Here is a 14,765-nt window from a genome sequence, read left to right as displayed (position 1 = left end):
ACGGCAAGGGGGGGGTGCGCCTGGCCAAGAGCCTCGTCGAGGTGCGTGACGCCGCGGCGGCGATGATCGGCCACACGCTGATCACCAAGCAGACCGGCCCGGCCGGACGCCTGGTCCGCCGCGTGTACGTGGAAGCCGGCTGCGACATCAAGCGCGAGCTGTATCTCTCCCTGCTGATCGACCGCTCGGTGTCCGAGGTCGTGGTCATGGCCTCCACCGAAGGCGGCATGGAGATTGAAGAGGTGGCCGAACACCACCCCGAGAAGATCCTGCGCGCCCCGGTTGACCCGGCCTCCGGCATTTCCCCCTTCCACGCCCGCAAGCTGGCCTTCGGCCTGGGCCTCGAAGGCAAGCAGATCGCCACCTTCGGCAAGTTCGTCACCGCCCTCTACAACGCCTTCGTGGGGCTGGACGCGGCGGTCATTGAGATCAACCCGATGGTCGTCACCGGTGCTGGCGAGATCTTCGCGCTCGACAGCAAGGTGAGCTTCGACGACAACGCCCTGTACCGCCACCCCGAGATCGAGGCGCTGCGCGACGAGGCCGAGGAAGACCCGAAGGAGCTGGAAGCCAACAGGCACTCGCTCTCCTACGTGGCGCTCGAAGGCAACATCGGCTGCATGGTGAACGGCGCGGGCCTGGCCATGGCGACCATGGACATCATCAAGCTTTACGGCGCGGAGCCGGCGAACTTCCTGGATGTCGGCGGCGGCGCCACCAAGGAGCGCGTGACCGCGGCGTTCAAGATTATCCTCTCGGACCCGAACGTCGAGGGCATCCTGGTCAACATCTTCGGCGGCATCATGCGCTGCGACGTCATCGCCGAGGGCGTCATCGCCGCGGCGCGCGAAGTCTCGCTCTCCGTGCCGCTGGTGGTTCGCCTGGAAGGCACGAACGTGCAGCTCGGCAAGGACATCATGGCCAAGTCCGGCCTGCCAATCATCCCGGCCGACAACCTGGCCGACGCCGCCGAGAAAATCGTCAAAGCCGTGAAGGAAGCCGCGTAATGGCCATTCTCGTCAACAAAGAGACTAAGGTCATCACCCAGGGCTTCACCGGCGCTCAGGGCACCTTCCACTCCGAGCAGGCTCTGGCCTACGGCACCAAGATCGTCGGCGGCGTGACACCCGGCAAGGGCGGCACCAAGCATCTCGATCTGCCGGTGTTCAATACCGTGGAAGAAGCCGTGGCCAAGACCGGCGCCAACGCCTCCGCCATCTACGTGCCGCCGCCGTCCGCCGCCGACTCCATCCTGGAGGCGATCGACGCGGGCGTGGAGCTGATCGTCTGCATTACCGAGGGCATCCCGGTGCTGGACATGGTGAAGGTCAAGCGCGCTCTCTGCGGCTCCAAGTCCCGCCTGATCGGGCCGAACTGCCCGGGTGTCATCACCCCGGACGAGTGCAAGATCGGCATCATGCCGGGCCACATCCACAAGCGCGGCTCCATCGGCATCGTCTCGCGCTCCGGCACCCTCACCTACGAGGCCGTGGCGCAGACCACCGCCGCGGGGCTCGGCCAGTCCACCTGCGTGGGCATCGGCGGCGATCCGGTGAAGGGCACGGATTTCATCGAAGTGCTGGACCTGTTCCTGCACGATGATGAGACCCAGGCGATCATCATGATCGGCGAAATCGGCGGCCCCTCCGAGATCGACGCGGCCGAGTTCCTGGCCCGCCACAAAATCAAAAAGCCGGTCGTCGGCTTCATCGCCGGCGCCACGGCGCCTCCGGGCCGGCGCATGGGCCATGCCGGCGCGGTGATCTCCGGCGGCAAGGATACAGCCGCCGCCAAGATCGCGGCAATGAAGGAAGCCGGGATATTTGTTGCCGATAGTCCCTCCTCGCTTGGCAGCACCATGGTCAAGGCATTGCAGGGCTAACCACTTGAAGGGGCAGGGAAAATACGAGCAACCATGCGCCGTGGACAACCCTGCCCCTTTAACTTGGATAACGGCATCATAACCCTAGTGGCTTATACGCGGCGCGGATGGGGAGACTTCGCCGTATTGTCGTGAACTCCCCGGTCCACCCGCCTCACCGGGCGGGAGCATTGCAAATATGAGGAACAGGTATGGCCGGTGTAGATGTGATTGCCACCGCGATGAATGGGGCGAACGCCCAGTTCATCGCCCAGCTTTATGCCAAATGGGTCGAAGCGCCCAACTCCGTTGATCCGGATTTCGCCGCCCTGTTTGCCGCGCTGGACGACGAGACGCGCTCCATTCTGATGGATGCCACCGGCGCCTCCTGGGCCCCGCGTCCGACCGCCTTCGTCACCAACGAGGTCGAAGGCGCGGTCAAGCCAGCCAAACCCACCGCCTCCCCTGCGGAAACCCGCGCCGCCACGCTCGATTCCATCCGCGCCCTGATGCTGATCCGCGCCTACCGCGTGCGCGGCCATCTGGAAGCGCAGCTCGACCCGCTCGGGCTGAAGCCGCAGCGCCACCATGTTGAGCTGGACCCGGCCACCTATGGCTTCACTGAACCCAACGACCTCGACCGCCCCATTTTCATTGACGGCGTGCTGGGCTTCGAAACCGCCACCCTGCGCCAGATCATTGCCGCGCTGCGCCAGAGCTATTGCGGCCAGATCGGCGTCGAGTTCATGCACATCCAGGACCCGGCCCAGAAGAGCTGGATCCAGCGCCGCATCGAGGGCGCGCCCTGGCTGACCGCCTTCAACGCCAAGGCCAAGGCCAAGATCCTGAAGCAGCTCACCGAGGCCGACAACTTCGAGACCTTCTGCCAGCGCCGCTTCGTCGGCACCAAGCGCTTCGGCCTTGAGGGCGGCGAGAGCACCATCCCCGCCCTGCACGCGATCATCGAGACCGCCGCCGACAAGGGCGTGAATGAAATCGCCATCGGCATGCCGCACCGCGGCCGCCTCAACACCCTGGTCAACATCGTCAAGAAGCCGCTGGTCGCGCTGTTCTCCGAGTTCGGCGGCGCCTCCGCCAAGCCCGAGGACGTGCAGGGCTCCGGCGACGTGAAGTACCATCTCGGCACCTCGACCGACCTCGTCATCAACGGCAACAAGCTGCACCTCTCGCTCCAGCCCAACCCCTCGCACCTTGAGGCGGTGGACCCGGTGGTGGTCGGCAAGATCCGCGCCCGCCTGGACATGATGGGCGACCGCACCCGCAAGTCCGCCATGGCCATCATCATGCATGGCGATGCCGCCTTCGCCGGCCAGGGCCTGGTGTATGAAACCCTGGCGATGAGCCAACTCATCGGCTACCGCACCGGCGGCTCCATTCATCTCGTGGTGAACAACCAGATCGGCTTCACCACCGTCCCGGCGCACGCCTTCTCCGGCCTGTACTGCACGGACGTCGCGAAGTCGGTGCAGTCGCCGATCCTGCATGTGAACGGCGACAGCCCGGAAGCCGTGGTCTTCGCCGCCAAGCTGGCCGCCGAGTTCCGCCAGGAATTCGCCGTGGACGTGGTCATCGACCTGGTCTGCTACCGCCGCCATGGCCATAACGAGAACGACGAGCCGGCGTTCACCCAGCCGGTCATGTACAAGGCCATCAAGGCGCTGAAGACCACCCGCGCTCTGTATGCCGAGGCCCTGGCCCACGAGGGCAGCGTCTCCGCCGAAGAGGCGAAGGCGATTTCCGACGAGTACAACAAGACTCTGGAAGACGCCTTCGAAGGCGCCAAGAACTACAAAGTGAACAAGGCCGACTGGCTGGAAGGCCACTGGACCGGCATGAAGCAGGCCGACCAGGAGGCCGAGCGCCAGGAGGAGTTCACCGCCGCCCCGCTGGAGCAGCTCAAGGAAGTGGGCGACGCCCTCTCCCGCCCGCCGCAGAACTTCGACCTCAACCCGAAGATCGCGCGTCAGCTTGAAGCCAAGAAGCAGATGATCGAGACCGGCGAAGGCATCGACTGGGCCACCGGCGAGGCGCTCGCCTTCGGCACCCTGATGCTCGACGGCCACCGGGTCCGCCTCTCCGGCGAGGACTGCCAGCGCGGCACCTTCAGCCAGCGCCACGCGGTGCTGGTCGACCAGACCAACCAGAACGAATACACGCCGCTGAACAATATCCGCCCCGACCAGGCGCATATCGAGATCTTCAACTCGCTGCTCTCGGAATACGGCGTGCTGGGCTTCGAGTACGGGTATGCCATCTCGGACCCGAACGTGCTGGTGCTATGGGAAGGCCAGTTCGGCGACTTCGCCAATGGCGCGCAGGTCATGATCGACCAGTTCATCGCCTCGGGTGAAACCAAGTGGCTGCGCATGTGCGGCTTGGTGATGCTGCTGCCGCATGGCAGCGAGGGCCAGGGGCCGGAGCATTCCTCCGCCCGCCCGGAGCGCTATTTGCAGCTCTGCGCCGAGAACAACATGGCGGTGTGCAACCTCACCACCCCGGCCAACTACTTCCATGCGCTGCGCCGCCAGCTGAAGCGGAACTTCCGCAAGCCGCTGGTGCTGATGACGCCGAAATCCCTGCTGCGCCACAAGCTCTGCGTTTCCAACCTAAGTGAGTTCGGCCCCGGCTCCAGCTTCAAGTTCGTCATCCCCGAGACCGACGAGCTGGTGGCGCCGGAGCAGGTCAAGCGCGTCGTCATCTGCTCCGGCAAGGTGTACTACGACCTGGTGGCCGAGCGCCGCGAGCGCGGCATCAAGGATGTCGCCATAGTGCGCCTGGAGCAGTTCTACCCCTTCCCGGTCAAGAGCCTGAAAGCCGCGATCGAGGCCTACACCAATGCCGAGGTCGTGTGGTGCCAGGAAGAGCCGGAGAACAACGGCGGCTGGACCTTTGTCGACCGCCGGATCGAGGGCGTGCTGACCTGCCTCAACAACGCCGCCACGCGCCCCCGCTATGTCGGCCGCGCCGCCGCCGCCAGCCCTGCCACGGGCTTGGCCAAGGTGCATGCCGCCGAGCAGGCCGCGCTGGTCAACGAGGCATTGAGCGTCTGAGCAATCTGACATAATCGCGAAGTCAACAAGCAGTAATCAGGAGTAGCTATGGCCGCCGATATCAAAGTTCCCACACTGGGCGAGAGCGTGACCACCGCGACCATCGCGCGCTGGATCAAGAAGGCGGGCGACGCCGTTGCCGCCGACGAGCCCGTGGTGGAGCTGGAGACTGACAAGGTGACGGTCGAGGTCAATGCGCCGGAAGCTGGCGTGCTGGCTGAAATCATCGCGCCGGAAGGCGCGGAGGTGGAAGTGGGCGCCCTGCTGGGCCGCGTTGACGTCGGCGCCGCCGCCGTTGCCAAACCCGCCGCCCCGGCGCCGGTTGCCGCCGCTGGCGTGCATGCGCCGCAGGCCGCCCCGGGCCCGGTTGCCCGCCCCGGCGCCGCCCCCCTGCCCGCCGCCGCGAAGCTGATCGAGGAAAACAAGATCGCCTCCGGCGCCATCCAGGGCACCGCCAAGGATGGCCGCGTCTCCAAGGGCGATGTGCTTGAGTTCCTGAGCAAGCCCTCCGCCGCCCCGGCCGCCCCGGCGCCGAAGGCCCCGCGCACGCCGGATGTGCGCGAAGAGCGCGTGAAGATGACGCGCCTGCGCAAGACCATCGCCGCCCGCCTGAAGGACGCGCAGAACACCGCCGCCATGCTCACCACCTTCAACGAGGTGGACATGAGCGCGATCATCGCCCTGCGCACCGAGTACAAGGACGCCTTCGAGAAGAAGCACAAGGGCATCCGCCTGGGCTTCAACGGCTTCTTCGTGAAGGCCGTCTGCGCCGCGCTGGCTGAGTTCCCGGCCGTGAACGCCGAGATCGACGGTGACGACATCGTCTACAAGAAGTTCGTCAACATGGGCATCGCCGTCGGCGGCGCCTCCGGCCTCGTCGTCCCCGTGATCCGCGACGCTGACCAGAAGAGCATCTCCGAAATCGAGGCCGAGATCGCCGGCTTCGCCAAGGCGGCGAAAGAAGGCACACTGAAGCTGGAACAGCTCTCCGGCGGCACCTTCTCCATCACCAATGGTGGTGTGTACGGCTCGCTGATGTCCACCCCGATCCTGAACCCGCCGCAGTCGGCCATCCTGGGCATGCACAAGATCCAGGAGCGCCCGGTGGCGCTGAACGGGCAGATCGTGATCCTCCCGATGATGTACCTGGCCGTGTCCTACGACCACCGCATCATCGATGGCCGCGAGGCTGTGTCCTTCCTGGTCCGCGTGAAGGAAAGCCTGGAAGACCCGCGCCGCCTGCTGCTGGAAATCTAAGAAAAAAGGGGAGCTTCGGCTCCCCTTTTTATTTGTCCCTTAATCCCCTTCGTACACATGCGGCAGGCCGGGGCGCCAGGCGGCGTCCATCGGCTGGCTTGAAGTGTACACATGGATACGCTTCGCCGCCGCGGACTGGATGATCGCCACATTATCCGGCGGCGGAATGTAACTCGCCTCCTCAACGTCAGCCGACATGTTGAACGGGAGATTGCCCATGCGCTTCCAGGCGGCGAGCACCAGGCGCTGATAGGGCAGGCCGAGATCCGGCAGGGCGGAGTGGTAATCGGCGATGGCGGTGGTCCAGGAGCCGGTCTGGCCCTTGAGTTGGGCAAGGAACCGCGCGGCATAGGCGGCGTTCTTGTCCGGGTCGAAGGCCTCGTCCAGCGAGGCGAAGGCGTCCGGGTGGCTTTGCAGGCTGATCTGGAAGCAGCCGACATCGATATCCCGCGCGCCGGAGGCTTCGGCGAAGCGTACAAAGGCCTCCGCCGCCTCCTTGGTCGGGAAGTACTGACCGTTGCCATCGGCGTTCACGGTCCAGGGCCAGGGGGCGAAGCGCCCGGTCAGCGGGTCCGGGTGGCCGCTTTCCACCATGCCGATGGAAATCAGCAGATTGACCGGCAGCGCGGCTTCCTGCTCGGCGGAATGGCCGGCGGCCGTGCACGCGGCGCCCGGCGGCACATCCGCCCGCGCCTGACCGATCCCGGCCGCAACGCCCATGCATAACAACAGTTTACGCACCGTAACTCCCGGTTAATGCCGCCGCCACATTATCCCGGGACAGTGGTAAATGACGAGGCATTAATCCCCTCGAAACCGAAAAACCATCGCCCAACCGCCGCCACAGGGCGCCTATGTGCAATTACCCCTCGCTTTTGCGGCGCGATATCGCTATGCCGGGGCAAATCTCACCACCCTTGCCTAACCACGGGGCATCTGCTCCGTGGTTAGGTTTGGGTTAGCCATTGGGTAGTCTCTGTATGTCCGCGCCGAAAATCCGCAACATTGCCATCATCGCCCACGTTGACCATGGCAAGACCACGCTCACCGACCAGTTGCTGAAGCAGTCCGGCGCGTTTGCCGCGCACCAGGCCGTGGCCGAGCGCGCGCTCGACCGCAACGACCTGGAAAAGGAGCGCGGCATCACCATTCTGGCGAAGGTCGCCTCGGTGGTGTGGAAGGACGTGCGCATCAACATCGTGGACACCCCTGGCCACGCCGATTTCGGCGGCGAGGTGGAGCGTATCCTGAGCATGGTGGATGGCGCGGTGATTCTGGTGGATGCCGCCGAAGGCGTGCTGCCGCAGACCAAGTTCGTGCTCGGCAAGGCGCTGGCGCGCGGCCTGAAGCCGATCGTGGTGGTGAACAAGATCGACCGTGGCGACGCCCGCCCGGACGACGTGCATAACGAGATGTTCGACCTGTTCGCGTCGCTGGACGCCAACGAGGAGCAGCTCGACTTCCCCATGCTCTTCGCCTCCGGTCGCCAGGGCTGGGCTGTCGCCAACCTGGACGACCCGCGCGAGAGCCTGGCCCCGCTGTTCGACCTGATCCTGAGCCATGTGCCGGCCCCGGCGCTGGACGTGGACGCCCCGTTCGCGATGGTCGCCACCATCCTGGAGGCCGATACCTTCCTCGGCCGCGTGCTCACCGGCCGCGTCGAGCAGGGCCGCGCCACGCTGAACATGCCGGTGAAGGTGCTGGGCCTGGATGGCAAGGTGATCGAGACCGGGCGCCTGACCAAGCTGCTCTCCTTCCGTGGCCTGGAGCGCGTGGCCGTTGACGAGGTGAGCGCTGGCGATATCGTCGCCGTCGCCGGCCTGACGGATGCCACCATCCCGTACACCATCTGCGCCCCGGAAGTGACGGCGCCGCTGCCCGCGACCCCGATCGACCCGCCGACCCTGTCCATGACCTTCCGCATCAATGACGGCCCGCTCGGCGGCCGCGAAGGCAAGAAGGTGACCTCCCGCCAAATCCGCGACCGTCTGTTCAGCGAGATCGAAGGCAATGTCGCCATCCAGGTGGTCGCCTCCACCGAGAGCGACGCCTTCGAGGTCTTCGGTCGCGGCGAACTCCAGCTCGGCGTGCTCATCGAGACCATGCGCCGCGAGGGCTTCGAGCTGACCATCGGCCGCCCCCGCGTGCTGACGCGCATGAACGAGGAGACCGGCGAGCGCGAGGAGCCGTATGAGGAAGTGCTGATCGACGTGGACGAGCCCTATGCCGGCGCCGTGGTCGAGAAGATGTCCCGCCGCAAGGGCGAACTCTCCGACATCCGCCCCTCCGGCGGCGACAAGCAGCGCCTGACGTTCAAGATCCCCTCGCGCGGCCTCATCGGCTATCACGGCGAGTTCCTGACCGACACCCGCGGCACCGGCGTGATGAACCGCCTGTTCGCCGGCTACGGCCCGTGGAAGGGCAAGATCGAGGGCCGCCGCAACGGCGCGCTGATCTCCTCCGAGGACGGCGAGGCCGTGCAGTACTCCCTGTTCTCCTTGCAGGACCGCGGCTCGCTGTTCGTCAGCCCTGGCGAGAAGGTTTACGTGGGCATGATCCTCGGCGAGCATAGCCGCGAGAACGACCTGGACGTGAACCCGGTGCGCGAAAAGAAGCTCACCAACATCCGCGCCGCCGGCAAGGACGAGGCGCTGCTGCTGGTGCCGCCCCGCAAGATGTCGCTGGAGCAGGCCATCGCGTACATTGAGGATGACGAGTTGGTGGAGGTCACCCCCTCCGCCGTGCGCATCCGCAAGCGCTACCTGAACCCGAACGAGCGCAAGAAGGCCGAGCGCCGGTCGGACGACGCCGCATAACGAAAAAGGGGCCGCAAGGCCCCTTTTTTTATTGTGTCTTTTATTGCGTCTCGAACCGCACCCAGAGCTTCAGCGTCGAAGCCACGGGCTTGCCATTCTGCAGCGCCGGTTTGAAGCGCCATTGCAGCGCCGCCATGCGCACATTGTCGTCAAGGTCGGCATAGCCGCTGCTGCCGGTAATGGTCACGTTCCGCACCGTGCCCCAGGGCGAGATGTCGACTACGAAATGCACCTCGCCCTGCTCACCCGCCATGCGGGCTTCCGGGCTGTAATCGGGCACAACGTTGCCGGAATCGGGCTCGGCCGGGCGGGTAACCGCCACGGCCTGGGCACCACGGTGCGGCGCCACCACGCGGCTGCCCTGCGTATGGGCCTGTTGCTGCTGGGGCGGATGCGGCGGCACCGGGCGCGGCGGCGCAACTGGTGGCGGCGGGGGTAGCGGCACATCCTGCGTGGGCGCCGCGCTGGCCATGGGCGTGGTCTGCGGCGGCTGCGGCGCGGGCGGCACGGACTCGGGCTGGACATCGCCTTGCGGCGGCGCTTCGGGGATGACGGTGATCACCGTCTCATCCTGTGGCGGCTGTGGCATATGTAGCCCGATCAACAGGATCAGCAGCACAAGCGTGGCCATATGCACGCCGGTGGCCACGATCCCTGCCTCCCAGTCGTAGGACAAGGGGAGGCTAAGGCGGCCGAAGCGGACATCCCCCCACGCGCGCAATCCGGTTTTCTGCGCCCGTATCTCCGGGGCAAGCGTCTGGCGCTGGAGGGAGCGGGTCATGCGAGCCTCACGGCACCAGCACGCCCTCGCGCTTCGCCTTCTCCGGCGGCTCGACATGGATGGTGATGATGACACCGTCCATCTCGGCCTTCAGCGCCGCCTCGATGCGGTCGCAGATGGCGTGGGATTCGTTCACGGTCATTTCGCCAGGCACGACGAGGTGGAATTCCAAAAAGCTCGCATGGCCGGCCTGGCGGATGCGCAGATCATGTGCCTCGATCGCCCCGCTGGCGCGTTCGCGCACCAGATTATGGATGCGCTCGGTGATCTCCGGGGGCGGCGCTTCATCCAGCAATCCGCTGATCGAACGCATCACCGTATGCCAGCCCATCACCGCGATTTGCGCCGCGATGACCAGCGCGATAACGGGATCGAGCCGCGGCATGCGCAGCCAGTCCGCCACCAGCAGCGCGATGACAATGCCCAGCGAGGTCAGCACGTCGCTGAACAGATGCTGGGCATCCGCCAGCAGCGCGGGGGAGCGATCCTTCCGCCCGTAATGCCGCAGCACCAGGCCCCAAACGGCATTGACGCCACCCGCCACGGCATTCAGCACCAAGCCCAGCCCCAGCCCGCTCTCCAACGCGGCCAAGCCCTGCGGGTGCCACAGGGCGAGAGCGGCACGGTGGAAGATGAGCAGCGCGGCGAGCAGGATCATCGCCCCGGTGGCGACGGCGCTGAGCAGCTCGGCCTTGGCGTGGCCGTAATTATGCACCTCATCCGCCGGCTTGGCGCCGATGATGAGCGCGCACAGCGCCAGCGCCGAAGAGGCGACGTTGACCAGGGCTTCCAGGGCATCGGAAAACAGCGCCGTGCTGCCGCTGACCTTCGCCGCCAGCATCTTGCCCGCAAAGACCAGGACACCGACCGCGATACTCCCCGCCGCGATTTTTAGGATCGGTTTCACGCACCTAGCTACCAGGGGTTGGAGGCAAAAGGCAACGACCTGATATTCCGCATGGCGCGCCATGCGGGTGTTATTTCCCTGTCAGTTCTATTGACATTTCCGCATGAACTCTTTGTCATACGGGCGGCTTCTAGTCTCGGTTCACAACATCGCAAAGGGTAGGCTTATGTCGGGGGCGTTACGGCGCGCAGTGCAACTTGGCGCCATTGCAGCATTTTGCCTGGGCGGGCAGGCCGCGCGGGCCTCCGACCCGCTGACGGGCGAAACCATCGCCCCCCCGCCAAATTTGAACATTTTTTTTTATTACAATGCTCTTGCGAATGCCGGCGCCGTCGGCACGCCGCATGACGGAACCTATAGCCGGAATACGCGCATCAGCGTCGATATACAGGCGCTGCGCTATATCCGCAGCTTCCAGCTTGGCGGCATGATCGCCGGCGTGCAGATGTATGACGCCTATGCCAGCTTCATCGGGCCGCAGGGAGCGGGCATCCCCGCGGCCGGCCCGTTCGGGCCCGGCCGGGTGAGGCTCGACCACACCAATGGCTTTACGCAACCCAACTTCGGGGCCTTCATCTTCCCTTATGCCGATGCGGAAAAGGGCAACTACCTGGTTACCGGCGTCTGGCTCTCGCCGCCCATCGGCAACTACAACAAGAACGCAACGCTGGACTATACACGAAACCTCTGGACCTTCGAAGGCGAGGCCGGGGGCCGCGCCACGCTGTTTGGCACACCCACGGGCCAGAACCTGGCGCTGGAGGTCTGGGGCGAGATCTATGGCTATGGCGACTATGGCGATTCGGCGTTCGTCACCCCCGCCGTTTACGCCAACAGCATGCTAGGCGGGGGCCCGCTCGTACCCGCCAGCAGCACGCCGGCCAAGCTGCACGAACAGCCAACAGGCGAGCTGCGCGTCTACGTGCCGTACCAGTTCTACGCCCCTACCCGCGCCGTCATCGCGCCCGGCTTCTTCCAATCCCTTGGCGGCAAGCAGGTTTATACACTGGGCAATGGCGAGAAGCTCGACAGCAACTTGCGCACCGAGGAAAGCCAGCTGCGGTTGACGTTCGTCACCTATCTCTCACCGCGCTGGCAGCTCACGCTGAATGGCGACTATGATGTCGCCTCGCATGGCGGGCCGCTCGAACGCAATATCGAGCTGCGCCTGGTGGCGGCGTTCTGATCCCGCCACCAGGCGCCCGCGTTACTCTAAAGTGGCGCGCACGCCCACCAGCGCCGAGGCGCCGGGGATTTGCAAGCCATTCGCCGCCTCGAAGTTCGAGTTGAGAATGTTCTTGCCCGTGGCGAAGAGAGTGAACTTGTCGTTCAGCCTGTAGGACACGTTCAGGTTCACGATGGTGCCAGGGTCGGCGCTCCCGGTGCCGGTCAGATAGCCGCTGTCATTATAGAGATAATCGTTGAAACGGCCGACATACTGCACCTGCGGCGTGATGGAGAGCCCCGGCAGCGGCTTGACCGTGACGGTGGCGCTGCCCGCGTTCTGCGGCCGGCGCAGCAAAGCCGGGCCGTTACTGCCGGAGATGGCGCGGGTATAAGTGTAGTTCAGCTCCGCCGAGAGCCACGGGGCCGGGTTCAGCACATAATCCGTCTCCACGCCGTTGATGTTGGCTTGGGAGACGTTCTCCTCCGTGTAGGCACCGTTGGCATTGGCCACGGCCTGGATCAGGTCGCGGATGCTGGCGGAGAAATACGTGGCCGAAAGGCTGGCGAAATCCGCCTGACCGAAGGCGGGAATGTCGAATTGCGGGCCGATCTCCCAGCCGGTGCTGCGTTCCGGGCGCAGATTCGGGTTGCCGTGTTCCCGTTTAAGCCCTTTATCTGGGCGGCTGATTCACGCTCTCGTCCGGCTTTCGCCGGCCTCGAGCGATCAGACGCCACGGGCCACCGTCATCTGGCGCGGGTGGTAAACCGGACCGCTCCGGTCTGGCAAGCGTTAAAAATCCTTGTCCCGGCGCAGGCGCTTCACATCACCGCGCTTGCTCTTCGCATCCTGTCGCCTGGTCTGGGAGCCCTTGGTCGGCTTGGTTGGGCGGCGCACCTTGGGCACCACCGCCGCCTCGCGGATGAGCGCAAACAGCCGCTCACGCGCATCCTCGCGGTTGCGCGGCTGGTCGCGGTACTGCTCGGCCTGGATGATGACCACACCGTCCTTGGTCAGGCGCCAGCCGGCCAGTTGCGCCAGCTTGGCCTTCACATGCTCCGGTAAGGTCGTGTTGGCCGCGAGGTTGAAGCGCAGATGCACCGCGCTCGCCACCTTGTTCACGTTCTGCCCGCCCGGGCCGGAGGCGGTGACAAACGTTTCCTCCAGATCAGACTCGCTGATCTGGAGGCTCCGAGTAATTCTTATAAGCATGGGAGCCTCTTCTCAGGGCTCCGGCAGGCTCAGGCGGCCTTGGTTTCTTTCTTCGCCATGGCGCGCTCCAGGCGGCGCTTCAGCGTCAGGCCCTCGGACGTCAGCTTGGCATCGGTCTGGGAGAGCAGGAACGCGTCCAGACCGCCATTGTGCTCGATCGTGCGGATCGCGCGGGTGGAGAGGCGCATGCGGACATTGCCGAGCGCATCGGAGAGCAGCGTGGTGACCTGCAGGTTCGGCAGGAACCGGCGGCGGGTCTTGTTGTTCGCGTGGCTGACATTATTGCCAGTTTGCACGGTCTTTCCGGTCAGTTCGCAACGGCGGGCCATGGGTCTATCCTCAAAAAACGCAAAGCGGGCTGGCAGGGCCAACCCGGAATTGGGCAGGCTTATGGGTGAAACAGCAGGAGTCGTCAAGCCTCGCCTGCGTGATCCTGGCCGGCAGCGCCGCGCATTTCACCATTTTCAATGCTTTCGATGGCATTTTGCAGGATCTGCACCACCACCTCGTCCGGCAGAGCCTGGGTGAGCAGACCCATCGCGCCGCCGAGCAGGGCGGAGGCAATGGCCAGCTCGCTCAGATTCTGCCCGACCATGAACTCGATCGCCTTGTCCACCACGGAGCCGGCATGGCTCAACTCGCGTTCCGGCGGGGATTGTCTGTCGCTCATCGCATCTTCCACTTCGTCACAGTAAAATTTCGTTTGGCGCTAGCACGCGCCAGCTCACTCCGCCACTTCCGCGGGGGCAAGGTTGCCTTCATCCAGCTCCACCTGCGCTGCCCACATGCCGGCGTAGACACCATTCTGAGCCAAAAGCGCCATATGCGTGCCGCGTTCCACGATCAGCCCCTCGCGCAGCACCAGGATCTCGTCCGCGTCGGTCACGGTGGAGAGCCGGTGGGCGATGACCAGCGTGGTGCGGTCATGCGCCACGTCGCGCAAAGCGGCGGAGATCTCCTGTTCGGTATGAGTGTCGAGCGCGCTGGTCGCCTCGTCCAGGATCAGGATTCGCGGATTCTTCAGGATGGTGCGGGCGATGGCGACTCGCTGCTTCTCGCCGCCGGAGAGCTTCAACCCGCGCTCGCCCACCTTGGTCTTGTAGCCCTGCGGCAGGGACACGATGAAGTCATGCACCTGCGCGAGTCTGGCGGCCTGCTCGATCTCCTCCACCGTAGCGCCGGGGCGGCCATAGGCAATGTTGTAGAAGATCGTGTCGTTGAACAGCACCGTGTCCTGCGGCACCACGCCGATGGCGGCGCGCAGCGATTGCTGGGTGTAGTCCCGCACGTCATGCCCATCCACCAGCACAGCGCCTTCGGTGGCGTCGTAGAAGCGGAACAGCAGGCGCGAGATGGTGGACTTGCCCGAGCCGGTGGGGCCGACGATGGCGATCTTCTCCCCGGGTGCTGCGGTAAAGCTGATCCCCTTCAGGATCTGCCGGTCCGGGTTGTAGGCAAAATGCACGCCCTCGAATCGCACCTCGGCCGGCGCGCCGTGGCGTTCCAGCGTGAGCGCGCCCGGCGTGTCCTTCACCTCCTGGTTGACACGCAGCAGCGAGAACATCTGCTCCATGTCAACCAGGAGGTGAAGGACACGCCCGGCGCGCTCACGCTGGAGCGCCACGGCGCGCCGGCCGAGGTGCGGTTCGAGGACGTGCATTTCGCCTACAACCCGGACCGGCAGATCCTGAAGGG

At 65.3% G+C, this 14,765-nt stretch carries 13 protein-coding genes and 1 pseudogene; 6 read left to right on the top strand and 8 right to left on the bottom strand.

The window, feature by feature from the left end; genetic code table 11:
* The 4 genes from sucC to odhB form a co-directional block, all read left to right on the top strand.
* Window positions 1-1,007: ADP-forming succinate--CoA ligase subunit beta (gene sucC / locus ACLPJJ_RS13475; RefSeq protein ID WP_443591506.1), on the top strand; the 1,007-nt coding region annotated here is incomplete at its 5' end.
* A complete protein-coding gene (gene sucD, locus ACLPJJ_RS13470) occupies window positions 1,007-1,882 on the top strand; it encodes a succinate--CoA ligase subunit alpha (protein WP_443591505.1) in 876 nt (291 codons plus the stop codon). The genes sucC and sucD, both read left to right, overlap by 1 nt.
* A gap of 191 nt (window positions 1,883-2,073) precedes the next feature.
* Window positions 2,074-4,932 (top strand): 2-oxoglutarate dehydrogenase E1 component, encoded by a 2,859-nt coding sequence (locus ACLPJJ_RS13465; protein WP_443591504.1) that lies wholly within the window; start codon window positions 2,074-2,076, stop codon window positions 4,930-4,932.
* A 48-nt stretch (window positions 4,933-4,980) separates the two neighbouring features.
* Window positions 4,981-6,189, top strand: a complete 1,209-nt coding sequence (gene odhB / locus ACLPJJ_RS13460; protein WP_443591503.1) for a 2-oxoglutarate dehydrogenase complex dihydrolipoyllysine-residue succinyltransferase — start codon at window positions 4,981-4,983, stop codon at window positions 6,187-6,189.
* 39 nt (window positions 6,190-6,228) lie between these two features.
* Here odhB and ACLPJJ_RS13455 read toward each other — a convergent pair whose 3' ends face one another.
* Window positions 6,229-6,930 (bottom strand): transglycosylase SLT domain-containing protein, encoded by a 702-nt coding sequence (locus ACLPJJ_RS13455; RefSeq protein ID WP_443591502.1) that lies wholly within the window; start codon window positions 6,928-6,930, stop codon window positions 6,229-6,231.
* A 239-nt stretch (window positions 6,931-7,169) separates the two neighbouring features.
* Between ACLPJJ_RS13455 and typA the strand changes: the two genes are divergently transcribed.
* Entirely contained in the window at window positions 7,170-9,005 is a 1,836-nt protein-coding gene (typA, locus tag ACLPJJ_RS13450; RefSeq protein WP_443591501.1) for a translational GTPase TypA, read from the top strand.
* A gap of 40 nt (window positions 9,006-9,045) precedes the next feature.
* Here typA and ACLPJJ_RS13445 read toward each other — a convergent pair whose 3' ends face one another.
* Together ACLPJJ_RS13445 and ACLPJJ_RS13440 are read right to left on the bottom strand one after the other, a co-directional pair.
* Window positions 9,046-9,786: an energy transducer TonB gene (locus ACLPJJ_RS13445; RefSeq protein ID WP_443591500.1), complete on the bottom strand. Its 741-nt coding sequence runs from the start codon at window positions 9,784-9,786 to the stop codon at window positions 9,046-9,048.
* Between the two features lie 7 nt (window positions 9,787-9,793).
* Window positions 9,794-10,693 carry a cation diffusion facilitator family transporter gene (locus ACLPJJ_RS13440; RefSeq protein ID WP_443591499.1) on the bottom strand — a complete coding sequence of 300 codons (900 nt, stop codon included), beginning with the start codon at window positions 10,691-10,693 and terminating at the stop codon, window positions 9,794-9,796.
* Window positions 10,694-10,859: 166 nt separating this feature from the next.
* On the opposite strand from ACLPJJ_RS13440, the gene ACLPJJ_RS13435 reads away from it, so the two are divergent.
* Complete coding sequence (locus tag ACLPJJ_RS13435; protein ID WP_443591498.1) at window positions 10,860-11,879, top strand: transporter; 1,020 nt, start codon at window positions 10,860-10,862, stop codon at window positions 11,877-11,879.
* Between the two features lie 21 nt (window positions 11,880-11,900).
* On the opposite strand, the gene ACLPJJ_RS13430 is transcribed toward ACLPJJ_RS13435, so the two are convergent.
* The 5 genes and pseudogenes from ACLPJJ_RS13430 to ACLPJJ_RS13410 form a co-directional block, all read right to left on the bottom strand.
* Window positions 11,901-12,548 (bottom strand): TonB-dependent receptor domain-containing protein, encoded by a 648-nt coding sequence (locus tag ACLPJJ_RS13430; RefSeq protein ID WP_443591507.1) that lies wholly within the window; start codon window positions 12,546-12,548, stop codon window positions 11,901-11,903.
* A 102-nt stretch (window positions 12,549-12,650) separates the two neighbouring features.
* Window positions 12,651-13,070 carry an alternative ribosome rescue aminoacyl-tRNA hydrolase ArfB gene (gene arfB / locus ACLPJJ_RS13425; protein ID WP_443591497.1) on the bottom strand — a complete coding sequence of 140 codons (420 nt, stop codon included), beginning with the start codon at window positions 13,068-13,070 and terminating at the stop codon, window positions 12,651-12,653.
* Between the two features lie 29 nt (window positions 13,071-13,099).
* The gene (gene rpmB, locus ACLPJJ_RS13420; protein WP_443591496.1) at window positions 13,100-13,399 is read right to left on the bottom strand and encodes a 50S ribosomal protein L28; all 300 of its coding nucleotides are present in this window, start codon (window positions 13,397-13,399) and stop codon (window positions 13,100-13,102) included.
* A gap of 83 nt (window positions 13,400-13,482) precedes the next feature.
* Window positions 13,483-13,740, bottom strand: a complete 258-nt coding sequence (locus ACLPJJ_RS13415; protein WP_443591495.1) for a hypothetical protein — start codon at window positions 13,738-13,740, stop codon at window positions 13,483-13,485.
* Between the two features lie 54 nt (window positions 13,741-13,794).
* A pseudogene (locus tag ACLPJJ_RS13410) lies at window positions 13,795-14,565 on the bottom strand (ATP-binding cassette domain-containing protein); the annotation flags it as partial.
* Window positions 14,566-14,765: the final 200 nt, after the last annotated feature.

Origin of the sequence: Acidocella sp. (genome assembly GCF_052326845.1) — a bacterium.
In the GTDB taxonomy this organism is placed as follows: Bacteria; Pseudomonadota; Alphaproteobacteria; order Acetobacterales; family Acetobacteraceae; genus Acidocella.
The sequence above is the reverse complement of the archived record's forward strand: the minus strand, read 5'-3'. Positions and strand labels throughout refer to the sequence as shown.